Source organism: Gillisella vitis, assembly GCF_001541345.2.
In the GTDB taxonomy this organism is placed as follows: domain Bacteria; phylum Pseudomonadota; class Alphaproteobacteria; order Rhizobiales; family Rhizobiaceae; genus Allorhizobium; species Allorhizobium vitis.
In genome coordinates, this window is sequence record NZ_LMVL02000003.1 from 250629 (window position 1) to 275320 (window position 24692).

The following is a 24692-nucleotide window of genomic DNA, read 5'->3' on the forward strand; positions in this document are numbered from 1 at the left end:
TTGAGAGTGAGATGATGGAGCCCGTCTTGGATAAAAGCCCTGATGCTTTCCGTACGATCAGCGAAGTGGCGGACGATCTTGATTTGCCTCAGCATGTGCTGCGATTCTGGGAAACCCGGTTTCCGCAGATCAAGCCGCTGAAACGCGGCGGCGGTCGGCGTTACTACCGTCCTGACGATATCGAACTTCTCAAAGGCATTCGCCATCTTCTCTATGATCACGGCTATACGATCAAAGGTGTGCAGAAGCTTCTGAAAACCAATGGCAATAAATTCGTCATGGCTGTCGCTTCCGGCGATCTGGCGACGATGGAAGCCCTGGTTGCTGCTGGCCAATCCAGCAATGACGATCCCAAACTCGGCAGCGACGACGATCAGGTCGTCGGTCATGCAAAGTCGCGTACTAGCAGCCGATTCTTTAACTTCGGCGGTGGCGACGATAGCGCTCTCGACATTTCCGCTGGCCGTGGTTCGGTCGGCAAGGAAGACCGGGCGCTGCTTCAGGAAACTCTGTTCGATCTGCTGGAATGCAAGCGGCTATTGGATCAGGTCCGCTAAAACACCCCTCACGCCGCCTGAGTTTGCTCAGGCGCAATCGCCACATTGGCGCGATGCGCGGCAAGGATCAGCGCGCGCCGCGCATAGGTGGCGGAACGCCGTCCTTCCAGGGCGGCTGCGCAGGCGGACAAGGCCTTGCGAAAATATTCGCAGGAAAAATCCGGCCATTGATCGGCAAGCAGCCAGGCTGCTTCACGAATCGACCTTACCATGTGGGTGGTTCCGGCAATGACCAAGGCGACCGGCCGCTGAAAGTCTCTGTCTAATGTCATGTCATGTTCTCCGCGGCTCATAACGCCACGGTTAACCATTGGTTCCGCAGAAAAAATCCGATGCGAATAATAAATTTTGGCCGTATATCGCGGGCTGTGGGATCGACGGCAAAGACGTGTCTGGCGTGTGTTTCGGCAATAAGAAAAGAATGTCAAAAAGGAATATTTTCTTAAATTTTGGAACAAATCAGGATGGCGCGCGTTATGGTTCGTGAAGAATAGCGTCATGCGGTGCGCCTCCTTCCGATCAGTGTGCTGGGCAACACGAAGTCATAGCAAAACCCGCCGATCGGACCAGGAATGATGTTTATGAAATCAGCCGCGGCTGGAGCGCTTTTGCTTGCGCTTTGTGGCACGCCAGCGATAGCCGCCTGCAATATTTCCGACGCGAGACTTGAAGAAGCCATTCTGGAAAAGCCGGAATTTCGAGATCCTCAAAACCGTTATCTCGTGCATGACCTGCGCAAATTGCGCGATGCGGCCTTTCTTCTGTGGAATTACGGGCTGGAAAAAGATTGCGAGCGGTTACTGGGCAATATTCGTGAATTGATCGCATCTCCGTTCATGGCGCGGTTGGGGACCAATGACGAAGACGCGACCGACCAGCAATTGGCCGCCGGCGAGCCGCAATGGCATAGGCTGGGCCAGGTCAAGGGAAGCCGTGGCACTGCCAATGAGGGGGCTTTGATCAGCATCAACGATCTTGATCCTGGCTTGCTGGTCAATGAAATTGTCGGTGCCGAGGTTCGGACTGCCGATGACAAGATCGTTGGCGAAGTTCGCAATGTGGTCATCGGCACCCGGGACCGGCAGGACTATGCAATCGTTGCGGCTGGCGGGTTCTTTGTACCGGGCAAGGATAGTCTCGTTGTTCCGCTTCGCTACCTGCTTGTCGATCGGGAAAGGAAGAGCTTCTTTCTGCGGATTTCGAATGCGCAGGTAAAGGCGGTTCCTTTGATGCCGGACCAGGATTATCAATGGTTGACCGACGAGACATGGCGCAAGACAAACGATGCGATTTTCGAGAGTTTGATTGCAGGACCCGGGCCAGATGAACCCACGAAAACCTCGAGAGACAGTGCCACAAAATGAGCGGTTAGCCAAAGCATGCTCTGACGGACGGGGACAAGCCGCTGGTTGCCATGCATGCCGTTTTGGTCGTCCGATGCAAATGTTTCATTAAAAACGATGTTTGCTATTCCACTGATCTCTATCCAAAGCCAGTGATGCATTGGTATCTTTGGACCGTGGCATAGCTCACCTATTTCACGCGCGGCCTAGCCGCACCTGGAAACAGCCTATCTCATCTTAGAAAAGCGACACCCCTTGACCAATCTTCCGCTCAACGAAATCCTGCCTCAGGACATCATCGATACATCCCGTGACGCAGTGCTGATTCTGAGCCAGGATCTGACTGTGCTTGCCGCCAATCAAGCCTTTTACGCCAACTTCCAGATCGCGTCAGAAGAGACGCTGGGGCGGCAATTATACGACCTGAAGGGCGGCCATTGGAATATTCCTCGGCTTCGATCGCTGTTGGAGCAGATCGTTCCGCTCGATACCGTCGTTAATGCTCACGAAGTTGACGTTGTTTTTCCGGATCTGGGCCATAGGATCATGCTGGTCAACGTGCGGAGGGTTCAACGCACGAGCGATGCTGAAAGCCTGTTTTTGATGTCGATTGACGACATTACAGAAGCGCGTCTTGCTAGCGCAGAGGCTGAGCGGAGCTGGATTCTTGCGCAGAATATTGTCGATACGGTCCGTGATCCACTGCTGGTGCTGGAGCACGACATGAGCGTTGTTTTTGCCAGCCGTTCTTTCCTGAAACTTTTCGGCGTTCAATCCACGGAGGTTGTCGGCCAGCAGTTGAAAACGCTCGGGGACGGCCAGTGGAATGTGGCGGCGCTCAACGATCTTCTGGAACGTGTTCTGCCGCGCGACGAGCATGTCGATGGCTTGCTGCTGGAGGACGATTTTCCCGGTCTGGGCCGGCGTGTGTTCAAGATCAATGCCAGGAAAATATTTCGACCAGGCAATCATGTCACTCGGATGCTCGTCGTGTTCGAGGATGCGACTGAGGCCGTGATGCTTGACAGACACAGGGATATATTGGCAGCGGAACTGGCGCACCGTATCAAAAACAGCTTGCAGATCATTTCCTCTTTCGTCTCTCATGAGATTCGCCGTGCCGCAGAACCCTGCGCTGAAGGATATAAGGCCATGCAGGCGCGGATCAGGGCCGTTGCCGAGCTTTACGACGTGATTGCTCAATCCAGTGCCTTTGGCCCCGTCAACATGGAAACCTATCTGAAAGGCATCACCACCACGATCCGTAAGAGCCTTTTGAGCCCGAATTCGAACATCACGATCAGCACCAAGACCGAGCCGTTGAGCATTCAACCCGATTATGCCGTATCGATCGGCTTGATTGTCAATGAACTCGCCACCAATGCCGTGAAATATGCCTTTCCATCGGGGCAGGGCGAGGTTGTTCTTGGCTTTCAGCGCCGGGAAGGTGAAGTCGCGTTGACCGTCAGCGACAATGGAATCGGTCTCAGCGGCAAATCGGAAGGGTCGGGGCTTGGCACCCAGTTCGTCAAAGCCTTTGTCAAGCAACTCGGCGGTTCCCTGGCCAGCGCGACAAGCTCCAACGGCACGACGTATACCGTCAGGCTTCCACCGTCGATCTTGGCGGAATGAGCTTTGAGGTGTGTTTTGCGCGTTTTTGATCTGTCCGGGCAAAATTCCGCTTGCGCCCGAAAGTCAAAAACTCTAAGTGAACCTTGCTCTTAGGAGCGGGTCGGGGCGTAGCGCAGCCCGGTAGCGCACTTGACTGGGGGTCAAGGGGTCGCAGGTTCAAATCCTGCCGTCCCGACCATTTATTTCAATCACTCCCCCCCAGGTTTGGGTGATTGCCTCTCTTCAAACCATATGGCGATTTTGAGCGTTACAGTGCCTTACACTCAGGTTTGCTGAAGCCCTTTTATTGTGGGGAGAGGCGGCGGCTTTGTGCTCGCGTATTCCTTTCAGGGCGTAAGTTAATCTCAATAGTTTTATGTTTATAATGTATAATGCTTTTTTTGCGGTGCACATAATAGACAGATTTTTTCTGTAACCCTCTATATTTTAAGGGTTATTCTCAGGTTTTCTGGGCTTTGAAGAGACTGGACAGGCTGCAAAAGCACCGAATGGTGTAGCTCCGGTATCGATAAAGTCCGGTCTCTGCCTTATATTGGGTGCAGTGCAGCAATATGCCTTGTCGTTGGTCCTCATAACCTTCGAGATTAGCATGCGATGATATTCACCATGAGTTTTTGAGGGCCAGAAGTATTGGCGGCTTGTGAAGCAGACGAGAGAATGCAGCCGTCAGGAAGGCAGATGCGATGCGATTGAATGTTCCAAAATCGGTGGCCGCCATGGTTCGCCGCCAAAAAAAACTACAAAAGGCATTTGTGGATTTGGTTGAGAGCGCCACGCCGCGCGAGAAGGTCGCGCCGAAACCAAGAAAGCCCGCCCAGCCACGCCTTGTTGAAAACACCAGCTTTGGGAGCAATCCCGGACATTTGCGGATGATGACCTATGTGCCTCCTGGCTTGCCGCCGAGCGCGCCGCTGGTGGTCGTGCTGCACGGCTGTGGACAGACGGCCAAGGATTTCGATGATGGCAGCGGCTGGAGCCGTCTGGCACGTCAGCACGGTTTTGCGCTGCTTTACCCCGAACAGCGCAGTTCCAACAATCCGAATGGGTGTTTCAACTGGTTTCGCCCGAGTGCTGTTGCCCGTGACCGTGGTGAGACTGGCTCGATCCGCCAGATGATCGACACCATGGTCGAGGCCCATGGCCTCAGCACCGACAATATTTTCATCATGGGCCTGTCAGCCGGTGGTGCGCTGGCCGCTGCGGCTCTCGCCGCCTATCCCGATATCTTCAAGGCGGGTGCCGTAGTCGCAGGCCTACCAGTTGGTGGCGCACGGGATGCGATGAATGCCTTGAACATCATGCATAATGGTGTGGCCAAAGCCCCGGATGAATGGGCGCAACTGGTTTATCAGGCCGCGCCCGAAGGTCAGGACTGGCCAAGGATTTCGATCTGGCAGGGCAGGGATGACAATGTCGTCCATCAGAAGAATGCCGATGCGCTGGTCATTCAATGGCTTGCCGTGCATGGCTTGCTGGACGGCAAGGCAAAGCCCGTGGCCTATGGCCGGAGCGACGGCTATGTCTGGCATGACGCAGACGGTGCGATCAAGGTGGAATATGCCGTAATGGATGGCCTGGGGCATGGCTTGCCGATCAAGGCGGGTGAGGGGCAGGCAATGCCCTATATGCTGCCTGGCGACCTGCATTTGCCATCCCTGCTCGTAGAAAGCTGGGGTCTCGACGTGGCGGAAGGCAAACGCAAGGTCGCATGATCCGCCGACATTTGAAAATTACGCATGAATTATAAAGCCTTACAGAGCTGTGCGTTTTAAAACGCACAGCTCTGTAAGGCAAACGCGCGGGCTAAGGATTATTTCTGTTCGACGGCGACGCCGTCCTTGCCAATGCTGAGCTCAACGCCCTTTGGCTTGGTTTCCTCGTGATAGGCATAGGCCCCGAGGCCAACGACGATGACGACCAATGCGCCGATGATCAAGTAAAGACCGTTTGTGCGGTTCATGCTGTCCCTCTTCTGTCCGTCCGCCAACTGTTTCGGCTGAACGCGCTGCTTAATGCGACAGAAGAGAAATTGTTCCATGCGTGCGAAAAAATACCTGTCAGTTGCCTTGGGTCATTCGCCAATCTGATTGGCGAGCCGCAAGGTCGTGTGGTCTCCGGGCGTTCGAAGTCTGCTGTCGGTTTCGTGTTTAATCACCGGGCATGGCGTGGTTTGCGGCAGTAGGTCCCGGTAGATCGCCAGTGTTTCGGCCACCATTTTTTCAAGCCGGTAGTTGTTACGGCGGCTCAAGGCCCCCGCTGTAAGCTGCGCCCGCATCAAGGGATCGCGAAAGGCGACCATGGCGTCTGCAAGCGGCTTGATCTCATCGCTATTGGGCACGGCAAAGCCGTTGACGCCATTTTCCAGCACCACACTCGTTCCGCCCACTGCTGTCAAAACGAGGGGAAGGCCACCGGCTGCGGCCTCCAGCATCGCATAGGACATAGCCTCGTAGCGGCTCGGAGCAACCAGGATGTCGAAGGCCTGGATGGCGTCATGTCCGCTCATGTCGCTGCGGATCTGGGCCTTGCCGTCAAGGCCAAGGGTCTGGATCATGGCGCGCAATTCCGCTTCCCGCTCGCCGCTGCCGATCATCACCAGGCGAGCCTGGGGCATCTGATCTGCAATACTGGCAAAGGCGCGGATTAACCGCTCCGGGGCTTTCTGGGCCACGAGCCTGCCGATGAAACCGAAAACCAGGTGCTCATGGGCAATGCCGAAGTGCGCGCGTGTCTGCGAGCGTACGTCGCCGGGCGGATATTTGACGCCATTGGCGACAATGCGGAGTGTACGCGCCGGAATGCCCAGCGCGATGGCGTGATGATATTCGTCCGGTGAAACGCAAATGACCCGGTCGCTGAAAAATCGTCCAAGCAGCCGTTCCACGCCGCCATAAACCAGACGGCCTTTGGAGCCGAGCGTCGGGTCCATAGTGCGGAAGGCGTGGGGCGTGTAAAGCACCGGTGGATTGCGCCCGGGCAGGGTTGCCAGCCGGGTCAGCGCACCTGCCTTGGAACTGTGGCCATGGACGATGTCGAATGGGCCTTTGTCGCGGATCAGCCGCCCTAGCGCCCTATAGGAGGCGAGATCCCAGGGGCCAACTGCACGGTGCATGTCCAGCGCTATGATCTCGTGCAGCGGCAGGGCCAGCAATTCGTCAACGAACCGGCTTTCGGCTCTTAATGGAGAATAGACCGCCGTCACCGTCTGGCCGCAGGCGGCGAGGCCTGCGCAAAGATCGATGAAATGCCGGCCGGAGCCACCGCCGCTCGGCTCCAAGACCTGCAAGATCCGCAGATGCTGCCCATCGGCAATTCCCTGGCCATCTCTCACGTTTTCCTCCACCAAACGCTTCCCCTGATGTTCAGTTGTGTCTTTGCCAATTGATTTCCAGTGCCCTGCATCCCCAAAGGATTCCGAACAGCAGGTACACATGTCGCCAGTGATCGATATCGATGACATTGCCGATCAGGGCGTGGCCGATCAGCACGATCCAGGCAATCATCAGATAGGGTTGCCAAGGACGGTCGTAGAGCAGACATTTGAAGCCGAAGCAAATGCTCCAGACCAGCATGGCGATAAAACAGACGAAGCCGAGCCAGCCATAGGATGTCAGGGTTTTCAGCCAGATATTGTGCTCATCCTCCGGAAAGATCTTGCTGAACACCATCGGCCCGATCCCGAGGGGCTTTTCCATCGACATCAGGAAGCCGATCTTGTGGCGCTCGAAGCGCCCGAGATGGCCGCCATCATAGTCCTGTACAAGCTGGGTGCGGCTGGAAAACAGGTCGCGCACCTGCTGGAATTGCAGGGCTACGGTCAGCGCCACAACAAGAGCGATGGCCGCCGTCAGTGCCAGCAGCACGATTTTCAGGCGGAAGGCACCGCTGCGCTCCTTGATCAGCAGGATCAGCACCATGGCAATGGCGCTAAACAGAAAAAGCGCCCAGGCCGCCCGGGAAAACGACAGGAACACGCCAAGTGCGAGGATCAGTAGGCAAAGGATCTTCCAGGGCGCGTCCAGCAGCCTGCCAGTCAGAAGGCCATGGATCAGGTAGAGCGACGGCGCGATCAGAAACGGGCCAAACACATTGGGGTCCTGAAAAGCCCCCATGGCCCGGTCATAGCGCGTAAACATCGCAGCGCCGGGAAAGGCGTGGAAATAGCCCAGGATGCCCAGAAGGGCGGTGGCGACTGCGGCCAGAACCCAGGCGTTGAAAATCAGTCGCAGCCGTTCGTGCCGTTCCTCGATGATCGCTGCATAGAAAACCGAAGTCACAGCCAAGAAGGTCGAGACGGCAACATAGAGCGGGCCTTCATTGAGGTCCGTCATTGTTGTCAGCGAGATCAGGCCGCCGACATTGAAGGTGAGCATCAGCGCCAGAAGCGGTGCGACGCTGCGAGAAATTTTCAGGCCCAGCAGGAACCACAGGGGGATCTGTGCTGCCATGAACAATTCGTAAGGGGCTGGCTCCATGAACACGAAGCCGAGCAAGAATACGCCAAAGCCGACCAGTGCCGATCCCGTCAGGGTTATGGCCGCAAAGCCTGGCCGGAAAGGCGGGCTGCTATGGTGGCTGACCGCACTCAATAAGCGTTTTCCGTGTTGAATAGGCTGATCGGCGTCATCAACAGGATTTTCAGGTCAAACAGCAATGACCAGTTTTCGATATAATAGAGGTCATGGGCGGTTCTGCCCTTGATCTTGTCGTCGCTATCGATTTCGCCGCGCCATCCCTTGATCTGCGCCCAGCCTGTCACGCCAGGTTTGACCCGGTGGCGGGCGAAATAGCTCTCGACGATTTCGCTGTAATGGCGGTTGCGGGTTTGCGCCATGACCGCATGCGGACGTGGCCCGACCAGCGAAAGATCGCCGCGCAATACATTGAACAATTGCGGCAATTCATCCATCGACGATTTGCGCAGCCAGCGGCCGACGGTTGTGACGCGCGGATCGTTCTTGGTGACGGCCAGCTTGGCGGTCGGGTCGCTCATTTCCGTATACATCGAGCGGAATTTCAGGACCTTGATGACTTCATTGTTGAAACCATGGCGCTTCTGCACAAACAGCACCGGCCCTTTGGACGTGGATTTAATGGCTATGGCGGCCAGAACCATGACCGGCCAGAACACGGCCAAGGCCGCCAGGCTGAAAATGATGTCGAAGGCCCGTTTGGCAACCTGGTCCCAGTCGCGGATAGGCTTGTCGACCAGATCCAGCATCGGCAGATCGCCGACATGGGAATAGGCGCGGGGTCTGAATCTCAGGCCGTTCGAATGGGCCGCCAGCCGAATATCCACTGGCAGGACCCAAAGCAGTTTCAGCAATTCCAGGATACGCGCTTCTGCGGTGATTGGCAGGGCGATAATCAGCATGTCGATCCGTGTTTCGCGTGCAAAGGCCACCAGTTCGGCAACGGTGCCGAGCTTGGGATAACCCGCGACGATATTGGGCGACCGGTCGCCTTGTCGATCGTCAAATATACCGCAGATCCGGATATCGTTATCCTGCTGGCTTTCCAGCGTGCGGATCAATTGTTTGGCAGGCTCTCCACCGCCAACCACCACGGCGCGTCGCTCTATGATGCCGTTACGGGTCCAGCTGCGAATGGCCAGTGCCATGCCATAGCGTTCAAGCAGGAGAAACAGAGCCGAGATTGCCGCCCAGGTCGCCAGCCAGCTGGCGCTAAACAACTGGGCATTCCAGGCAAAGTGGATGCCGACCATCAAGGCGACAACCAGAAGCCAACTGGTCAGGGCTCGCTTTACTGAGCGGAACGGACGGCGCAGCGTATGTATCTGGTAGCCGTCGGCAAATTGCGTGAACAGGACAAAAACCACCGCACCAAGGGCGCCGAAAGCACCGATGTGCAGGAGTGTGTCGATCGGTCCGTCCATTGTTAGCCAGCCGGAAAGCAGGCTGGTGGCGATCAACCAGGAAAATTCCAGCAGACCGAATTGCCCGAGCATGATGCTGGGCGAGCGATTGGCACGGCGTAATTGCTCCGCCACCCGGCTGGCGAGCGGTGACAATTCGACGGTCGGAGACGATGAAGAGCCGCTTGCGCCGGTCTGTTCAGCCTCTTCCTTCAGTTTTTGACGGAGCTTTGCTACATCCAAAGTCTCTAGCGCCTTCATCGCGGCAATTCATTTTGCAACGTTTGTATACCGCAAATGTGCTAAAAAACCTTTAGCTTCGGCAGGACCCGTCCCACGATGATGCAGGTCGCAGCGGCTGTCAAACCGAATGATCGCGGTAAAGCGTCAGCATTTTCTCAGCCATGGCAGAGGCTGAAAATCGGGCATGGAAGAGCGTTGGGTCCGGCATGACCACCTGTTTCCAGTCGGGCTCGGTCAGTGCCTTGACCATGGTAGCGGCCAGTTCCTCGACATTGTCGGGCGCAACAAGTGCGGCGCTGGTTTTGCCCAGGGCTTCTGGAATGCCGCCGACAGCGCTGGCAATCACTGATTTTCCGGCTGCAATCGCCTCCAGCACAATATAGGGCATGGATTCGGCCCTGGAGGGGACGACGACAATATTGCTGAAGGTAAAGGCTTCCGAGACCCGCATGGCAGGCAGCAATTGCATGCGAAGGCCAAGGCCGCGCTGGTGAATCTGGTGCTCGTAGGTGTCGCGATCTGGGCCGTCGCCGATGACAGCGGCAGTCAGCGGACGACCCAGCAGCCGTTCAGCCTCCAGCACGGCATTGATGAAGACGTCAGGGCCTTTCAGATCGCGTAACATGCCGATAAAGACGAAATCCACGGCTGCGTCACGCAGTGGCACAGGTCGAAATTCGCTGTCGCTGATCCCGTTCAAAATCAGTCGGGAGTCGCAGCTTGGTTTTCCCACCTTGTACCCGTAGGACCATTGCTCGAAGCCACAGACAAAGGCGATGGCTTCGGTCTGGCGTTCCAACAGCTTTTCCAGTGCAAAGATCAGCCTGCCAACTGGCCTGTTGCGGCGATAATGCAGGCTGCCGCCATGTGGCGAATAGATGCGGACAACCTTTGATCCCTGCATGCGAAGGGTCGTGCCAATGATGCGGGCGAGCGCGCCGCCCTTGGCGCCGTGACCATGCAGCACATCGGGTTTCAGGCTCTTGATATGCCGATAGCAGGAGCGTACCGCGCTGATATCGTCAAAGCCGATGGCGCGCCGGATCGGCTGGCGGATAAGGCCGAGCTTCAGGCGGGGCAACAATTCCTCAAACAGGGCGGCCTCATGGTCGCCGCCGGTGCTGCTGTCGCAGATGATGCCGACGGAATGGCCAAGCGCGTCGTGATGCTCGACCAGATCGCGCACATGCCTGAAAATGCCGCCAATTGGCGAGCGGAAGCAATGAATGATCCGCAGCCTATTTTCATCCGGCATCAGAACAGCCGTTCGCGCACATAAACCGTGTCACCGGCAATGATCGGGTCGGTGATCGGCACCCGACCGGTGGCGATGGTACCATTGACCTTGCGGGTCACATCCACATCGCGTTCGTTGGCGCGGCTGGTGAACCCACCAGCTACGGCGATGGCATTCTGCACCGTCATGCCCGGCACATAGGAATACTGCCCCGGCTGGCCGACTTCGCCCATGACGAAGATCGAGCGGTAGCGGTCGATCTCAATGCTGACATCGGGATCGCGCAGATAGCCCTTGCGCAGCCGCTGGGCAATGGTGCCTTCCAACTGCGGCATGGTGGTGCCCCGCGCCGCGACCTGGCCGATCAGCGGAAAGGCGATATAGCCGGCCTGGTCTACGGTATAGGTATTGCTCAGATTGGCCTGGTCGAACACGGTGATGCGCAGCCGGTCGCCGCTGTCCAGCCGGTAGGGCTGGATCGTCGCTTCCTGGAAGACTTTCGAAGCCGGCTTGTAGGTGGCGCAACTGGAAAGCGCCGCCAGCAGGGTGACGGCAACAGCCAGCAAGATCTGTTTGGCGGTGACCATGCGCACGCTCCCATAGAAGATAATCATGTTCTTATCGGCCAGTATGGTTAAGGGAGTGTAAAGATCGCAGCGCAAGTCCGGCAAGCTTATCTTGCAATCGCTGCCATGACCACAGGCGGTTAACGCTTGAGTTACTATGTTCGTTTACGCTCCGGACAGATTTGAAGGAGGGATGGAATGTCGGGTCAACCGGTCGCCGCCCATCAGGACGTAGATATCGATCTCTTGCAGCTGTTTCGCGCCGTCTGGCAGCGAAAGGGCAGGGTATTGCTCGTCACCTGTCTGGCGGCTGGCGTAGCCTTCGCCGGGGCCAGCATGATCCGTCCAACCTACCGCGCCGAAACCACGGTGCTGATCGAGCCGCGCGCGCCCAATTACGATGCAGAAAATGCCAAGTCGGCGGCCTCGGAACCGGTGCTGGACGAGCTGAATATTGCCAGCCAGGTGCAATTGTTCCGCTCGGTGGATCTGATCCGCCAGGTGGTGAAGGATCTCAAGCTCTATGAACTGACCGAATTCGATCCCGATCTGCATCCCTCCGCCCTGTCGGATCTGATGGTGATGCTGCATCTGAAAAAGAACCCACTCGATCTGGCGCCTGAAGACCGGGTGATCCGCACCTTCCTGGAAAAGCTTCAGGTCTATCAGGTGGAGAAGTCGCGGGTTATCGGCATCGAGTTTTCCTCCAAGGATGCACGGCTCGCCGCCGCCATTCCCAATGAAATGGTCAAGGTCTATCTAGCGCTCCAGAGCGGCGCCAAGCTTGATAGCAATGAGGACGCGGCCCGCTGGCTGGAACCTGAAATTTCCAACCTGCGCCAGAAGGTGTCCGACGCGGAAAAGAAAGTCGCGGACTATCGCCGCAATGCCGATCTGCTGTCGACCGGCGAGGGCGGCACATTCGCCTCCAAGCAGCTCAACGATATATCGACGGAATTGGCGCGGGTGCGCACCGACCGGGCCAGTGCGCAGGCACGGGCCGAAAATGCCAAGGCATCGTTGAAGGCCGGGCGATCAACCGACAATCTCGATATCGTCATGGCCTCTCCTGCCGTGCAACAGTTGAAACAGGCGGAAGCCGCCGTACAGGCGCAGATTTCCGACCTCTCCACCAGCCTTCTGGACGGTCATCCACGCATCAAGGCGCTGCGGGCGCAATTGGCCAACCTGCGCCAGCAACTGGCCGAAGAGACCAGAAAAGTGGTTTCCAGCTTGGAAACCGAGGCCAATGTGGCGCGGATGCGCGAAGCGGAACTTGACCGGCAGCTGACGACCCTCAAGGCACAAAGCGCCAAGGCTGGGGACAGCCAGGTCGGACTTGCCGCATTGGAGCGGGAAGCCAGCGCGCAGCGGCAATTGCTGGAAACCTATCTTGCCCGCTACCGCGAAGCCACCAGCCGGTTGGACAGCAATGCAACGCCTGCCGATGCCCGGGTGATTTCCCGCGCCTCCGAGCCGAGTGAACCGAATTTTCCCAAGGTCCTGCCAATTACAGTGGTGGCCGCCATGGCGGCTCTGGTGTTGAGCATGATCGTCATCATGCTGGCGGAGTTGTTCAGTGGCCGGGCGCTGAAGCCTGTCGGCCCGGTCGATCCAGACCGCAGCGGGCGGTTTGCGCAGGAATATCCCCGCCGCCGGACCGGTGAGCCTGCCTTTGACGAACCGCTAGCCACGCCCACAAGGCAGAGGCCAAGACTGGATACGGCGGCTGCGGCGATCGCAGCGACGGCAGCGGCCGAAAGGATCGAAAAGGAAACCCCGCCCATCGCACCGGTAGATCCTGAACGTGAAAGCGGTCAACATCACGCGGCCTTCACCGATGCCGATCATGAGTTTTCAATCGCGTCGGTGGCGCGTTATCTGACGAGACATGGTGTTTCCAAAGCGGTGGTCATCTCGCCTTCCGGCGATGATGGTTCAGCGGCAACCGTGCTTTTGGCACGCGCCGTGGCCAAAGCCGAACGCACGGTGATCCTGATCGACATGACCGGCTCCGGTTATCCGACAGCGCTGATGGCCGAGCGAAACGATCTGCCCGGGGTGACCGATCTGCTGTGCGGCGACGTGGCCTTCGGCGAAACCATCCATTCCGACCGATTGTCAAACGCCCATATCGTGCCGAAGGGCAATAGCGATATCCGTCAGGCGCTGCGTGGCATCGAGCGGCTGTCCATGGTGGTCGAGGCGCTTGCCGACGTTTACGATCTGGTCCTGATCGAATGCGGCCCGGCCAGCGCCGATAATGTCGTTGGCCTGTGCAAGGCCCAGGACCATGAAGTCATTCTTTCCGCGCCCAATCCGGACCGCAAGCAATTGGCGCAGATTATGTCCGCCTTCGAAGCTGTGGGCTATAGTGATCTGGTGCTGATGAGTGACGACAGTGCGATGACGCCGGATGATGGTGGCCAGCGGGTGGCTTAGACTTTGTCCGGGAAAAGGCAGATTCGGTTTTCCCTTGTAGACTTCAGGCTCTAATCCTTGCCCGGATCATCCGCCTGCGCATTGCTACGGGCGCGGAGTTTTTGCAGGGCGCTGTAAAGGTGTGGATGCCCCTTGATGAACGCCTTGGAGCGGATCAGGCTACGCTCCGCTGTGGCGGCTAGCTTTCCCAGAGGGGTCACTGGCAGCAAAATATCGTGTTGCACGGTTTCCATAGGACACCAGCTTCGCTTGTAGATCTGGTCGCCGAGGCCGAAGTCGAACAGGGTGGCCCCCTCGGCGCAGCATTGTTCGATCATCAGCCAGAACAGCAATTCGCCGGGGCTGGTCTCCGGGGCAATGCTTTCGTCTATCGAGCCGAACTGGCAGATAACGTGATCGCCCTTGCGTGACAGACCGGCGATGGCGGCAATATTGCCGTTATGATGACTGCCCGATAACCGCAGCGCATGCAGCTCCAGCGGCACGTTCAATCCGCCTGCCTCGCTTTGCAGCAGCAACTGGAAGAATGCCTGTGTCTCCGGCTCCTGAAACACGTCCGGCAGACCGAGGGTTTCGAAGCGGACGGCTTTTTGCCGGAAGAACATATCCAGCAGCCAGGCTTTCTGCTCTTCACCGGATGTAATAATATGTTCGAAACCACCGCTCGCTTCCAGCTTGCGGACTTGGTTGCGGTATTTCTTGCGCCGCCGTTTGGCGTTGATCTGGGAGAGTGTCTGTTCGAAGTCGCCTAGAAGCGGCAGTTGGAAAGCATGGTTCTGATGTTCGACAGCCGGTAGGCCAGCCAGGGGATGAGACAATCCACGCCAGGAGAACGGAATATTGCCGAGATGAACGAGATCGGCATGCCCGGTCATCGCCTGGACAATCTGCTTTCCCAACTGTTTGACCGTGTCCGGCTCGATTTGCTGGAAAAAATCCGGGTCGAACAGGCCGGTATTGATATTGGTGAAGCGGGTGGCAATGAAGCTTGCCTTGCGGATCATCGCATGACGGGTGATTTCCAGCGGCAGGATGAACAGGCTGCGTCCGTTGCTGCGGCCATGCAGGATGGCCAGCGGATTGCCATGGGTTTTTACCCAGGCGCGGCACCAGTCATAACCTTGGTGCAGCGACAGTTGGTTGTTGCGCTCCAGACAGCGCCAGTCGGCCTCCAGCGGCTCCATCGCGGGCAGAACGTCCACAGCGATATCTGCCGCAGAAGCTTGGCCGCTGGCGGTTTCAGTCAGCCGTTTCGGATCGATCATCGCCACGCTGCATTCTCCGGTCCTGTCGAGGCAGCACCAGCTTATCCGGTTTGTATTTAAGGATCATGCAACACAGCGGATTATTTGCGAACCGGACCCGCCATCCATTTGATGATCGCCATGGCTGGCAGGATCCAGACCACGCCGGACAGCAGGAAATAGGTGAGATGCACCCACCAGGGTGACTGTGCCAATGTCAATGTGGCAATGGTGGTGGCCAGCACCGCGTAAAGCATGACAAGCACGACGATCAAAATCGTCCCGATGAATTTGCGCAGTCTGACCGGCATGCTATGACCCTGATTGCAGGACGCGACGCGATGTCGCAAACCTTCCGCCCTTGTTTTGCACCGGGTGCTGATGCAAATCAACTGGAATGCACCCGTTCCCCTGGCAAGACTGCGTTCTGACCGGGATTATGCCGTAGAATGGAGAGATTGGACCGATGACCATCGCCAGCACCGCTTCACCCGTCCCGGCAGCCGCCGCCCTCGATCGGCAGAGCCGCAACCGTCGTGCCCTGCGCATCTGGCTCGGCCTGGTGATTCTCGCGCTGTTTGCCCTGGTTCTGGTTGGGGGTGCGACGCGGCTCACCAATTCGGGCTTGTCGATTACCCAATGGAAGCCGATCCACGGTGTCATTCCCCCGTTGAGCGCGGCGGAATGGGAGGAGGAGTTCAAGCTCTACCAGCAAATCCCGCAATATGAGCTGGTTAACAAGGGCATGACGGTCGAGGCGTTCAAGACGATTTTCTGGTGGGAATGGGCGCATCGCTTCCTGGCCCGCAGCATCGGCGTGATCTTTGCTTTGCCGCTGGTGTTTTTCTGGGTCACCGGACGGATCGAGAAGCGTTTGCGCTGGCCGCTGGTCGGCATACTTGCGCTCGGCGGCTTTCAGGGCTTCATCGGCTGGTGGATGGTATCGTCGGGCCTGTCGGAGCGCACGGAGGTCAGCCAATACCGGTTGGCAACTCATTTGGTTACAGCCTGTCTGATCTTCTCATCCTGTGTCTGGGTGATGCGTGGCCTTGCCCGCCATAGCGCCGACCCGGCCCCGACCGCGCATTCGAGGCATTGGGCGATAGCGCTGCTGTGCCTTGTGCTGTTCCAGATCTATCTGGGGGCGCTGGTGGCAGGGCTGGATGCGGGCATGTCCTACAATACTTGGCCGCTGATGGATGGCGCGCTGATACCCGGTGATCTGCTGGTCCAGCATCCCGTCTGGCTGAATTTCTTCGAAAATCCGAAAACAGTGCAGTTCGTGCATCGCATTGGCGCCTATACCGTGTTTCTGGTGGCGCTTTATCACATGGTCTCGTCGTTGCGGGCGGCACCGGGAACCACCCATGCGCGCCGCAGCGTCGTCTTGTTTGCCATCGTCTGCTGTCAGGCGGCGCTGGGGATTTCCGCGCTGTTGATGCAGGTGCAGCTTCATGCGGCGCTTGCCCATCAGGGCGGCGCGCTGATCCTGCTCGGCTTTACAGTCGCGCATCTGCGCGGCTTCTATGGTGCCTATCCGCTACCCAAACCGGTAGCCTGAATAGGCTTTGCCCAGTGCCAGACCGTTAAACGTCCGCACGCCCTTGTCCGCACCCGCAGCCCCTGCGGCCACGAACAGCGGCACAAGATGGTCATGGTCAGGCACATGGCAGGCAAGTGCATCCGGATTTTGATTCCAGAGGCTGAGCGTTGCTGCACGGGCATCCGGATCGGATATTTCCACCGCTGCGGTCAGCCAATCATCAAACCGCTTGGCAACGGCCTCATGGTCGGCATCGCGGCGGCGAAACATCGGCATATTATGGTAGCTCATGCCGGACGCGATGATCAGCACATTGTCATCGCGCAGCGATTGCAAGGCCTTGCCGATCTCCAGATGGCTTTCCGCATCCAGCGTATTCTTCAGCGACAGCATCACGACAGGCACATTCGCATCCGGATAGGCGACCATCAGCGGAACGAAGACGCCGTGATCGAAGCCGCGCGAATCGTCTTCAGCCGAGGGAATGCCCGCCTGTTGCAGCAACTCGCGGACATGGGCGGCCAGCGTCGGATCGCCTTTAGCTGGATAGGTTATCTCATAGGTATGAGCGGGAAAGCCATAATAATCATAGAGCATGCCGGGGGCTGCTGCCGTGCTGACGGTGACCTGCGGTTCCTTTTCCCAATGGCCGGAGACGATGAGAATGGCCTTCGGCGTGACGCCGAGATCGGCAGGCAGGCCTTGCAGAAAGGCTGCCAGATCGTCCCAGGGGCCTTTACCCTGATCGTCTTTCGGGAACTCCATGAAGGGCCATGGCCCGCCGCCATGGGGGATGAAATAAACGGGAAGACGGCTATCGGTCATGGGTGGCTCCTGAACATATGGCTCGATTGTACGCCGCAGGAGGAACCAGCACGAGAGGCGGATCAGTCGACAAACTGTTCAGCAAGTATGGACCGGGCAAGCCGGGCAAAGCCAAGCCGCTCGGCAAGATTGGTATTGCCGGATGCGGTCAGCGGGCGGCTCAGCGTCCACGCGCAGGAAAGACCCGCATGGGCTGCGGCATAGCTGAGGATTTTGCGTGGCGAACAGCCCAATGCCAATGAAAACCGCTGGCTGAGGTCTAGCGCGCGCTGGCGATCAAGAACGAGATCCGGGGCGTGGAGCGGATTGCCGAAGACATTGGCGACATCATAGGCCGGATCGCCCAGCAGACCCTGTGGATCGATGGCCAGCCAATTGCCACTGTCATCGCCGATAATATTATCGTGGTGCAGGTCGCCGTGCAGCGGCTTGATATCCTGTTGCTTGGCAAGCAGGCTGCGGGCAAGTGCTGCCGTCCAATGGATGATCTCGGCGATGGCCGGGTCAGACATGGTTTTCTCAAGCGCAAACAGGGCGTTGAAATGGGCCTTTAGGGGCATCAGCGCATCGGGAACAGGGTAGGGCGAGGGCGCATGCAGGCGCGCCAGCACCTTGACGATGATCTCCGTGGCTGCGGGATCTCCGACCTTGCCAAGATGATGGCGCAGCAGCATGTCACCCGCATCGTCCAGCAGGGCGATATCGCCAGCCTGATCGATGAGCGGGATGGCTCCATCGCCAGCCCGCCAGCGCAGAAAATCCAGGCCGGGTCGTTCGCCTCTACCCTCCGGCTTCAGGGCTTTGACAACGACGGGGCGTTCGTCCTGCATGGCGCGGTAAACGAGGCTGCTAGGGGTATCGGCGATCAGACTGACATGCGAAAGCCCCCATTTCTCTATCAGAGACTGACGAAACACGGGGGCCTTCAAAGGGCTGCTCAAACAATTAAGCCGACAGCATCAGGTCCATGTTCTGGACCGCAGCGCCGGATGCTCCCTTGCCGAGATTGTCCAGCACGGCGACGAGATTGACATGGCCATTGCCTGAATTGCCGAACACGAAGAGCTTCATCGTATCCTTGCCCACCAATTCCTCGGCATCGACCCGGCCGAGTTTGGCGCTGTCTTCCAGGGCGACGACCTTGACGATGTCCTGCCCGGCGTAATGGGCGGAAAGCGCCGCATGGATGCTTTCTACGGTCGCGCCATCGGCCAGATCCTCCAGGAACAGTGGAACCTGCACGATCATGCCCTGCGGGAACCGACCGACCGAAGGCGAAAACAGGGGGGCGCGATCCAGCAAGCCATGGGCCTGCATTTCCGGCACATGCTTGTGCTTAAGGTTCAGGCCATAGACATAATTATTGACGGTCAGATGCTCGGGATGGCTCTTGTCTTCCATCTGCGCGATCAACTGCTTGCCGCCGCCGCTATAGCCGGACACGGCATTGACCGACACCGGGTAGCCGTTCGGCAGGATGCCAGCCGCCCGCAGCGGCCGGATCAGCGCGATAGCGCCGGTCGGGTAGCAACCGGGATTGGCAACGCAGCGGGCCGAGCGGATCTTGTCACCCTGGGCTTTGTCCATTTCGGCAAAACCATAGGTCCAATCCGTCGCGACGCGGAAGGCGGTGGACGTATCGATGATCCGCACACTGTTGTTGCCGGCTAGCATCGACACGGCCTCTTTCGAAGCGTCGTCGGGCAGGCACAGAATGGCGATATCGGCGCTGTTGAGCATGTCCTCGCGCAGGGCGGCATTGCGGCGCTGCTCTTGCGGAATCGACAGCAACTCCACATCGCGGCGGTCGGCCATGCGGCTGCGGATTTGCAGACCGGTGGTGCCGTGTTCGCCGTCAATGAAGATTTTCGCTGTCATTTTACCCTCTCTTTTCAGGAGATTGCCCGCTTTTGCGGATTCAAATCCTGAATTGCTTGAATCAGTTTATCAACCAGATCGCGCCAGTCGTTCAGCGCGCAGACCCAGCATATACATCGCCACCGTTGCCCCTGCAATGGCAGTGATATCGGCATGGTCATAGGCGGGCGCCACCTCGACTATATCGGCTCCTCTTATGTCGAGCGGATGAAGGTTTTGCAGAACCGAGAGGATTTTTGCGCTGGATGGTCCACCTGCCACAGGTGTGCCGGTGCCGGGGGCAAAGGCAGGGTCGAGGCAATCGATGTCGAAGGTGAGATAGGCGGGTTGGCCCGCCGTATGTTCGACAATCAGCGCAGAGATCTCGGCAGCGCGCATCTCTTCCACCTGATGACCATAGAGCATGCGGATGCCGCAATCGTCAGGCGCATGGGTGCGAATGCCAATCTGGATCGAACGGGACGGGACGATCAGGCCTTCGCGCACCGCCCGTCCGACGAAGGAACCGTGGTCGATCCGGTTGCCATCGTCGAACCAGGTATCCTGATGGGCATCGAACTGCACCAGCGCCAGCGGCCCATGTTTGGCGACATGGGCCTTCAGCAGCGGCCAGGTGATGAAATGGTCGCCGCCAAGCGTCAGCAGGAAGTTTGCCTTTGAGAGAATATCGGCCGCTTCCTTTTCAATGGTAGCCGGTGTTTCCCAATGGTTGCCGTAGTCCAGACGGCAATCGCCGTAATCCACGGTGGGCATGGCCGCAAACAGGTCGCGCTCGAACGGATATTGCGGGTCGTTGTCGAAAATGGCCGAGGCACGGCGAATGGCCTGCGGCCCAAATCGGGCGCCGGGCCGGTTGGAGGTGGCGGCATCGAAGGGAATGCCCCAGACCGCCGTGTCCACCCCATCCAGCAGTTTGGTATAGCGCCGGCGCATGAAGGAGAGCACCCCGGCATAGGTCGGGTCAGTGGCTGCCGATGTGAGATCGTTTGCCGTGAAGGCGTGGTCTATGGATTTATCTGCCAAAGTATTTGATCCGCATCCAGTATTCTAGAGTGTGTCAGGTTCATATTGAACCAGACACACTCTAGCTTCTCTTGTTTTAGTTTGTCTTTTCGGGAAAACCGGGTTCCACTTGTCCCTGACAAAATCTATGCAGCAATCCTATAGAGGACTCAGCCTGTGTCAAAGCAGCATTTGCGTAAAGACGGTCTGGGGATAGGGCGTGATGGCATCGCGGGCGATGATGCGCTGCCGTGCAAGCCTTTCGGGATCGCGCACCAGCTTTTCGGTGACATCAATCAACTCGCCATAGGGTGCGGCCACGATGCCCTGGGTAAATCGCTCCTCGATCTGCGTTGCCTGTCCGTTGACCTCGCCGACAACAGGCACGCCATTGCTGAGCAGATAGAAGACCCGCACGACCTCGAAAATCTGCGCGTCGAAAAAATGCATGTTCAATACGGTTTTGGACCTGGCGATCCAAATGTCACGGTCGCGCCCATAGGCGTTGAACAGGCGTTTGACGGTAAGGCCACGGTCGCGCAGACCATCAATGATGGCGGCACGCCGCTCATTCATCGAGCCATAGAATAGCACGTCGATATCCTGGTGCGGCGCAGGAGTAATGCGATCCAGTTCATTCTGGAAGCCCAATTGCAGATATTTCGCCGGCCGTCCGCCGATCTGGCTAAGGATCTCGATATTGGCCCGGCTGTAATCCCAGATTTCCAGGCCGGTCTCAAGCCAGGTGAGAATGCGCTCACGCACCGGCGCATCGATCGCCGAGAGCGGTTCGGCATTGACGATGACAGTGTTCGACTTGAGATCGGCGAAATCCTGCGGCGTCAGCAGATGGGCGCCGAAAATGATGTTGATTGCGTCATGCGCGAAGGCATTGAAATTCACCACCGATTGATGCCCCAGCGCTCGCAGCGAATAGCCCAGCGCTTCAGCGACCTCCACGAAAGCCATGGAGTGTATGAAGCCATCAGGCCTCACGATGCAGATATTATATTTTTCAGAACTCATGTCGCCGACCAGTCGTTACGAGGCCGTGATGCACGCGCGGTGCATGACGGTAAGAGCTGTGACCATGGCGCAGTTGGCTTTCGCAAACCTGTAGGCCGTCCACTTTTTCCAACAGCATATCAAAGTAGCTGTTGGGTGAAGGTCACTTGTGGATGGCGCTTGATAGCGTCGCGGGCGAGGATGCGTTGTTTTTCGAGCCTGGCAGCATCGCGCACCAACTGTTCTGTAACGTCGACCAGATCACCATAGGGCGCGGCGACGATACCCTGCGCAAACCGATCATCGATCAGCGTTTCCGGCCCATTCACCTCGCCGACGACGGCCACGCCATTGATGAGCAGATAGAACACGCGCACAACTTCGAAAATCTGCGATTCCAGCAGATGCATGTTCAAAACCACTTTGGACCTGGCGATCCAGGCGTCGCGCTCACGTCCATACACATCGAACAGATGCTCGATGACAAGTCCCCGGGCTTGCAAGCCGTAGAGAATATCTGCGCGACGTTCATTCATTGAGCCATAGAAGAGCACATCGATATCCCGGACCGGGGCGGGTGCTATGCGGTCCAGTTCTTTCTGGAAACCCAATTGCAGATATTTGGCTGGCCGGCCACCGATTCGGTTGAGGATTTCGATATTGGCGAGGCTGTAGTCCCAGATTTCCAAACCGGCGTTGAGGCAGATGAGAACCCGGTCTCGTATCCGCTCCGAGGTTACCGACAAAGGTTCGGCATTGACGATGATCGTGCTCGGATGAAGGTCGTGAAGGTCCTGTAAGGGGAGGAGATGCGCGCCGAAGATGATGTTGACGGCGTCGTCGGTCACTCGATTGATGCTAAGAGCCGTCGGATACCCCAATTCTTTCAGAGAATAATCGAGAGCTTCAGCGACCTCCTCGAAGGCCTTCGAGTGACCAAAGCCTTTCGGCTCCACGATGCAAATATTGTAAGGCCGTTTTATCATCTTCAATTCCAAGGTTACGTCCGCGGCATCGGTCAAAATGAAACCGATCGCGCTGCGCAATCCTTGCTGTGTCAGGCTTTCGCAAAGCTGTAGGCCCGCTCCACTTTTGCGACGCGCACCTCGTAGCGGCTGTACCATTCCGCACGGCCCTGGTTTTGCGCCGCCAGATGATCCACGACCTTTTTCCAGGCCCGGATCGAGGCTTCATCGCTCCAGTAGGAATTGGTTATGCCGAAGCCGGTCGCGTCACGGGCGGATTCCACGCCGAGAAAGCCTGGCTGCTGGCTGGCAAGCGTAACCATGGCCTCGGCCATGTCATCGTAGCCATTGCCGACTTCGGTTCTGACCGAGGAAAAACAGACGACGTAGTAAGGGGGAGAAGGCCGTTTGGCAAAACGGGACATCGCTTGCGGCTTTCGGCTCGAGTGAGAAAAGGGGTGCCGCCAGTTTACTCCTTCAGTCGAAATAGACCAATTCAAATTGGTGATCGGACAAATGAAAAAAGCGGAGCCGAAGCCCCGCTTTTCCAATGTAAAATTCCAGAAGCGCGATTAGCGCTTGGAGAACTGGAAGGACCGGCGAGCTTTTGCCTTGCCGTACTTCTTACGTTCAACAACGCGGCTATCGCGGGTCAGGAAGCCACCCTTCTTCAGAACTGAGCGCAGGCCCGGTTCGAAGTAGGTGAGGGCCTTGGAAATGCCGTGACGCACAGCGCCAGCCTGGCCGGACAGACCACCACCGGTAACAGTGGCGATAACGTCGAACTGACCGGTGCGGGCAGCAGCGACGACAGGCTGCTGCAGGATCATCTGCAGAACCGGACGGGCGAAGTAAACCGGGAAATCGCGGCCATTGACCGTGATCTTGCCGGTGCCGGGCTTGACCCAAACGCGGGCAATTGCGTTCTTGCGCTTGCCGGTCGCGTAGGCGCGGCCTTGAGCGTCGACCTTACGGACGTGAACGGGAGCCGAAGCTTCCTGCGCAGTGCCGAGATCCTTCAGGGAAGAGAGGTCAGCCATACTTAGGCGCTCCTTACGTTCTTGCTGTTCAGCTTGGCCACGTCGAGAGCGACAGGCTGCTGGGCTTCGTGGGGGTGTGCAGACCCGGCGTAAACGCGCAGGTTCTTCATCTGGCGACGGCCAAGCGGACCGCGGGGTATCATGCGCTCGACAGCCTTTTCAAGAACGCGCTCCGGGAAGCGGCCTTCGATGATCTGGCGCGCCGTGCGTTCCTTGATGCCACCCGGATAGCCGGTGTGCCAGTAATAGGTCTTGTCGGTGTATTTCTTGCCGGTCAGGACGACCTTTTCGGCATTGATGACGATGACGTTGTCGCCATCATCGACGTGAGGCGTGTACGTGACCTTGTGCTTGCCACGCAGATAGGTGGCGATCACGGTGGCGAGGCGACCAACAACGAGCCCTTCGGCGTCGATGATGATCCACTTCTTCTCCACCTCTGCAGGCTTCTGAACGAAGGTAGACATGAGGTTCAACTTTCTTTTGAACCCTTTCAGCTCTTATAGGGAGCCGGTCGGGCGTTTCTTGTTGCTTGTCTTGTGCGCTTTGACCCGCACAAAAAGAATGCGGTCCATAAGGGCCGCAAGCTGGCGGCTTTATAGTCGCGGTGCCGGGTTCGGTCAAGGATGGCTGATCCGCGATGGTGCTGGAAATATACAGATAAAACAAGCGTTTAATGATGTGGTATTATTTTACCGCAAAATTCTTTGCTTTGTTGGTTGGATTTTTGCGTTATCGGCACGGGCGCCTGAAGGGAGTCTACCAATATTGCTTTGTTGGGCCTGGTGCCGGGGAGGCCCTGTTAGGACGCCCGATTTGATATCTGCAGGCCGATAAGGCTGCATTGAGAACGTTTGCTTTTTATCCCCCTGTCTTCCGGTCAGGCGTAGTGCTTTTCTGGCTTGTGTAATCGCCTGATTCCGCTCTCGGACGGGCGCAAAAGATAGTTGTGATTGGTGCTTAATAGATGTTGGATGGATTGTAAGGTGCTTGTCTCGTTTCGAGACAGATTGACTGCGCTATTCCAGTCCGCCCTGGATTGGGTGAGTTGCAATCAAAAGTGGCATTTGCCGAGTTTTTGCAGGCTTGATCGCACACTATTGTGTCAATGAGGGCTTACAAAAGGACAGCTAAACGCGATCAAATCGATTTAAACTCTTCTCCGTTTGTCCGGATTTCAGGGTAAATGATTTTTACCTAAAACTACTTGTAATCATTAGGGAATTCAATGTTTGAGGGTGCTAAAATGCGCGTGAACAAATAGTGAATTAAAAGTGAACATATTGGCATTGATC

At 57.4% G+C, this 24692-nt stretch carries 24 protein-coding genes and 1 tRNA gene; 7 read left to right on the forward strand and 18 right to left on the reverse strand.

Annotation, left to right across the window (positions count from 1 at the left end; genetic code table 11):
- Positions 1 to 11: 11 nt before the first annotated feature.
- A complete protein-coding gene (locus ASB66_RS11240; protein WP_015915593.1) occupies positions 12 to 557 on the forward strand; it encodes a MerR family transcriptional regulator in 546 nt (181 codons plus the stop codon).
- 8 nt (positions 558 to 565) lie between these two features.
- On the opposite strand, the gene ASB66_RS11245 is transcribed toward ASB66_RS11240, so the two are convergent.
- Complete coding sequence (locus ASB66_RS11245; protein ID WP_060715801.1) at positions 566 to 829, reverse strand: DUF982 domain-containing protein; 264 nt, start codon at positions 827 to 829, stop codon at positions 566 to 568.
- 300 nt (positions 830 to 1129) lie between these two features.
- Here ASB66_RS11245 and ASB66_RS11250 point away from each other — a divergent pair, with 300 nt between their 5' ends.
- The 4 genes from ASB66_RS11250 to ASB66_RS11265 all read left to right on the forward strand — a co-directional run bounded on the left by ASB66_RS11250 (position 1130) and on the right by ASB66_RS11265 (position 5244).
- On the forward strand, positions 1130 to 1921 hold the full coding sequence (locus ASB66_RS11250; protein WP_060715800.1) for a PRC-barrel domain-containing protein: 792 nt from the start codon (positions 1130 to 1132) through the stop codon (positions 1919 to 1921).
- A gap of 234 nt (positions 1922 to 2155) precedes the next feature.
- Positions 2156 to 3532 carry a sensor histidine kinase gene (locus tag ASB66_RS11255; protein WP_060715799.1) on the forward strand — a complete coding sequence of 459 codons (1377 nt, stop codon included), beginning with the start codon at positions 2156 to 2158 and terminating at the stop codon, positions 3530 to 3532.
- 101 nt (positions 3533 to 3633) lie between these two features.
- Positions 3634 to 3710 (forward strand) — tRNA-Pro (locus tag ASB66_RS11260).
- A 505-nt stretch (positions 3711 to 4215) separates the two neighbouring features.
- A complete protein-coding gene (locus tag ASB66_RS11265) occupies positions 4216 to 5244 on the forward strand; it encodes an extracellular catalytic domain type 1 short-chain-length polyhydroxyalkanoate depolymerase (RefSeq protein WP_060715798.1) in 1029 nt (342 codons plus the stop codon).
- Between the two features lie 98 nt (positions 5245 to 5342).
- Here the strand turns inward: ASB66_RS11265 and ASB66_RS26470 are convergent, their stop codons facing one another.
- From ASB66_RS26470 to ASB66_RS11295, 6 genes are all read right to left on the reverse strand, one after another.
- Entirely contained in the window at positions 5343 to 5492 is a 150-nt protein-coding gene (locus tag ASB66_RS26470; protein ID WP_015915610.1) for a hypothetical protein, read from the reverse strand.
- A gap of 111 nt (positions 5493 to 5603) precedes the next feature.
- Positions 5604 to 6863, reverse strand: coding sequence for a glycosyltransferase (locus ASB66_RS11275; protein WP_060716019.1), 1260 nt, complete (start codon positions 6861 to 6863; stop codon positions 5604 to 5606).
- 31 nt (positions 6864 to 6894) lie between these two features.
- Positions 6895 to 8121, reverse strand: coding sequence for an O-antigen ligase family protein (locus tag ASB66_RS11280; RefSeq protein WP_060715797.1), 1227 nt, complete (start codon positions 8119 to 8121; stop codon positions 6895 to 6897).
- Positions 8118 to 9668 carry an undecaprenyl-phosphate glucose phosphotransferase gene (locus ASB66_RS11285; RefSeq protein WP_060715796.1) on the reverse strand — a complete coding sequence of 517 codons (1551 nt, stop codon included), beginning with the start codon at positions 9666 to 9668 and terminating at the stop codon, positions 8118 to 8120. Before ASB66_RS11285 ends, ASB66_RS11280 begins: the two co-directional genes overlap by 4 nt.
- Positions 9669 to 9768: 100 nt before the next feature.
- A complete protein-coding gene (locus ASB66_RS11290) occupies positions 9769 to 10905 on the reverse strand; it encodes a glycosyltransferase family 4 protein (protein WP_060715795.1) in 1137 nt (378 codons plus the stop codon).
- Positions 10905 to 11474, reverse strand: coding sequence for a polysaccharide biosynthesis/export family protein (locus ASB66_RS11295; RefSeq protein WP_060716018.1), 570 nt, complete (start codon positions 11472 to 11474; stop codon positions 10905 to 10907). Before ASB66_RS11295 ends, ASB66_RS11290 begins: the two co-directional genes overlap by 1 nt.
- A 177-nt stretch (positions 11475 to 11651) precedes the next feature.
- Between ASB66_RS11295 and ASB66_RS11300 the strand changes: the two genes are divergently transcribed.
- On the forward strand, positions 11652 to 13895 hold the full coding sequence (locus ASB66_RS11300; protein ID WP_060715794.1) for a GumC family protein: 2244 nt from the start codon (positions 11652 to 11654) through the stop codon (positions 13893 to 13895).
- Between the two features lie 50 nt (positions 13896 to 13945).
- On the opposite strand, the gene ASB66_RS11305 is transcribed toward ASB66_RS11300, so the two are convergent.
- Complete coding sequence (locus ASB66_RS11305) at positions 13946 to 15160, reverse strand: GNAT family N-acetyltransferase (RefSeq protein WP_060715793.1); 1215 nt, start codon at positions 15158 to 15160, stop codon at positions 13946 to 13948.
- 80 nt (positions 15161 to 15240) lie between these two features.
- On the reverse strand, positions 15241 to 15450 hold the full coding sequence (locus tag ASB66_RS11310) for a DUF2842 domain-containing protein (protein WP_041696430.1): 210 nt from the start codon (positions 15448 to 15450) through the stop codon (positions 15241 to 15243).
- A 155-nt stretch (positions 15451 to 15605) separates the two neighbouring features.
- On the opposite strand from ASB66_RS11310, the gene ASB66_RS11315 reads away from it, so the two are divergent.
- Positions 15606 to 16700: a COX15/CtaA family protein gene (locus tag ASB66_RS11315; protein ID WP_060715792.1), complete on the forward strand. Its 1095-nt coding sequence runs from the start codon at positions 15606 to 15608 to the stop codon at positions 16698 to 16700.
- Here ASB66_RS11315 and ASB66_RS11320 read toward each other — a convergent pair.
- The 9 genes from ASB66_RS11320 to rplM form a co-directional block, all read right to left on the reverse strand.
- Positions 16680 to 17507, reverse strand: coding sequence for a DODA-type extradiol aromatic ring-opening family dioxygenase (locus ASB66_RS11320; protein WP_060715791.1), 828 nt, complete (start codon positions 17505 to 17507; stop codon positions 16680 to 16682). The genes ASB66_RS11315 and ASB66_RS11320 overlap by 21 nt on opposite strands.
- A 62-nt stretch (positions 17508 to 17569) precedes the next feature.
- The gene (locus tag ASB66_RS11325) at positions 17570 to 18424 is read right to left on the reverse strand and encodes an aminoglycoside phosphotransferase family protein (RefSeq protein WP_234823928.1); all 855 of its coding nucleotides are present in this window, start codon (positions 18422 to 18424) and stop codon (positions 17570 to 17572) included.
- A 28-nt stretch (positions 18425 to 18452) separates the two neighbouring features.
- On the reverse strand, positions 18453 to 19385 hold the full coding sequence (gene argC, locus ASB66_RS11330; RefSeq protein ID WP_060715789.1) for an N-acetyl-gamma-glutamyl-phosphate reductase: 933 nt from the start codon (positions 19383 to 19385) through the stop codon (positions 18453 to 18455).
- A gap of 69 nt (positions 19386 to 19454) precedes the next feature.
- Positions 19455 to 20408 (reverse strand): agmatinase, encoded by a 954-nt coding sequence (gene speB, locus ASB66_RS11335; protein ID WP_060715788.1) that lies wholly within the window; start codon positions 20406 to 20408, stop codon positions 19455 to 19457.
- Between the two features lie 159 nt (positions 20409 to 20567).
- The gene (locus ASB66_RS11340; RefSeq protein WP_060715787.1) at positions 20568 to 21413 is read right to left on the reverse strand and encodes a hypothetical protein; all 846 of its coding nucleotides are present in this window, start codon (positions 21411 to 21413) and stop codon (positions 20568 to 20570) included.
- Between the two features lie 119 nt (positions 21414 to 21532).
- Positions 21533 to 22378, reverse strand: a complete 846-nt coding sequence (locus tag ASB66_RS11345; protein WP_060716017.1) for a CgeB family protein — start codon at positions 22376 to 22378, stop codon at positions 21533 to 21535.
- 71 nt (positions 22379 to 22449) lie between these two features.
- The gene (locus ASB66_RS11350) at positions 22450 to 22782 is read right to left on the reverse strand and encodes an antibiotic biosynthesis monooxygenase family protein (protein ID WP_060715786.1); all 333 of its coding nucleotides are present in this window, start codon (positions 22780 to 22782) and stop codon (positions 22450 to 22452) included.
- A 147-nt stretch (positions 22783 to 22929) separates the two neighbouring features.
- Positions 22930 to 23397 (reverse strand): 30S ribosomal protein S9, encoded by a 468-nt coding sequence (rpsI, locus tag ASB66_RS11355; RefSeq protein WP_015915627.1) that lies wholly within the window; start codon positions 23395 to 23397, stop codon positions 22930 to 22932.
- A 2-nt stretch (positions 23398 to 23399) separates the two neighbouring features.
- The gene (rplM, locus tag ASB66_RS11360) at positions 23400 to 23864 is read right to left on the reverse strand and encodes a 50S ribosomal protein L13 (RefSeq protein WP_060715785.1); all 465 of its coding nucleotides are present in this window, start codon (positions 23862 to 23864) and stop codon (positions 23400 to 23402) included.
- Positions 23865 to 24692 lie beyond the last annotated feature (828 nt).

Excerpts from the sequence above, each read along its gene's own strand:
- ASB66_RS11285 (WP_060715796.1), bottom strand. The coding sequence starts at position 9,668 with ATGAAGGCGCTAGAGACTTTGGATGTAGCAAAGCTCCGTCAAAAACTG.
- ASB66_RS11290 (WP_060715795.1), bottom strand. The coding sequence starts at position 10,905 with ATGCCGGATGAAAATAGGCTGCGGATCATTCATTGCTTCCGCTCGCCA.
- ASB66_RS11245 (WP_060715801.1), bottom strand. The coding sequence starts at position 829 with ATGACATTAGACAGAGACTTTCAGCGGCCGGTCGCCTTGGTCATTGCC.
- rplM (WP_060715785.1), bottom strand. The coding sequence starts at position 23,864 with ATGTCTACCTTCGTTCAGAAGCCTGCAGAGGTGGAGAAGAAGTGGATC.
- ASB66_RS11250 (WP_060715800.1), top strand. The coding sequence starts at position 1,130 with ATGATGTTTATGAAATCAGCCGCGGCTGGAGCGCTTTTGCTTGCGCTT.
- ASB66_RS11350 (WP_060715786.1), bottom strand. The coding sequence starts at position 22,782 with ATGTCCCGTTTTGCCAAACGGCCTTCTCCCCCTTACTACGTCGTCTGT.
- ASB66_RS11345 (WP_060716017.1), bottom strand. The coding sequence starts at position 22,378 with ATGATAAAACGGCCTTACAATATTTGCATCGTGGAGCCGAAAGGCTTT.
- ASB66_RS11305 (WP_060715793.1), bottom strand. The coding sequence starts at position 15,160 with ATGATCGATCCGAAACGGCTGACTGAAACCGCCAGCGGCCAAGCTTCT.
- ASB66_RS11310 (WP_041696430.1), bottom strand. The coding sequence starts at position 15,450 with ATGCCGGTCAGACTGCGCAAATTCATCGGGACGATTTTGATCGTCGTG.
- ASB66_RS11300 (WP_060715794.1), top strand. The coding sequence starts at position 11,652 with ATGTCGGGTCAACCGGTCGCCGCCCATCAGGACGTAGATATCGATCTC.
- ASB66_RS26470 (WP_015915610.1), bottom strand. The coding sequence starts at position 5,492 with ATGAACCGCACAAACGGTCTTTACTTGATCATCGGCGCATTGGTCGTC.
- ASB66_RS11265 (WP_060715798.1), top strand. The coding sequence starts at position 4,216 with ATGCGATTGAATGTTCCAAAATCGGTGGCCGCCATGGTTCGCCGCCAA.
- ASB66_RS11340 (WP_060715787.1), bottom strand. The coding sequence starts at position 21,413 with ATGAGTTCTGAAAAATATAATATCTGCATCGTGAGGCCTGATGGCTTC.
- argC (WP_060715789.1), bottom strand. The coding sequence starts at position 19,385 with ATGACAGCGAAAATCTTCATTGACGGCGAACACGGCACCACCGGTCTG.
- ASB66_RS11295 (WP_060716018.1), bottom strand. The coding sequence starts at position 11,474 with ATGGTCACCGCCAAACAGATCTTGCTGGCTGTTGCCGTCACCCTGCTG.
- ASB66_RS11315 (WP_060715792.1), top strand. The coding sequence starts at position 15,606 with ATGACCATCGCCAGCACCGCTTCACCCGTCCCGGCAGCCGCCGCCCTC.
- rpsI (WP_015915627.1), bottom strand. The coding sequence starts at position 23,397 with ATGGCTGACCTCTCTTCCCTGAAGGATCTCGGCACTGCGCAGGAAGCT.
- ASB66_RS11240 (WP_015915593.1), top strand. The coding sequence starts at position 12 with ATGATGGAGCCCGTCTTGGATAAAAGCCCTGATGCTTTCCGTACGATC.
- ASB66_RS11320 (WP_060715791.1), bottom strand. The coding sequence starts at position 17,507 with ATGACCGATAGCCGTCTTCCCGTTTATTTCATCCCCCATGGCGGCGGG.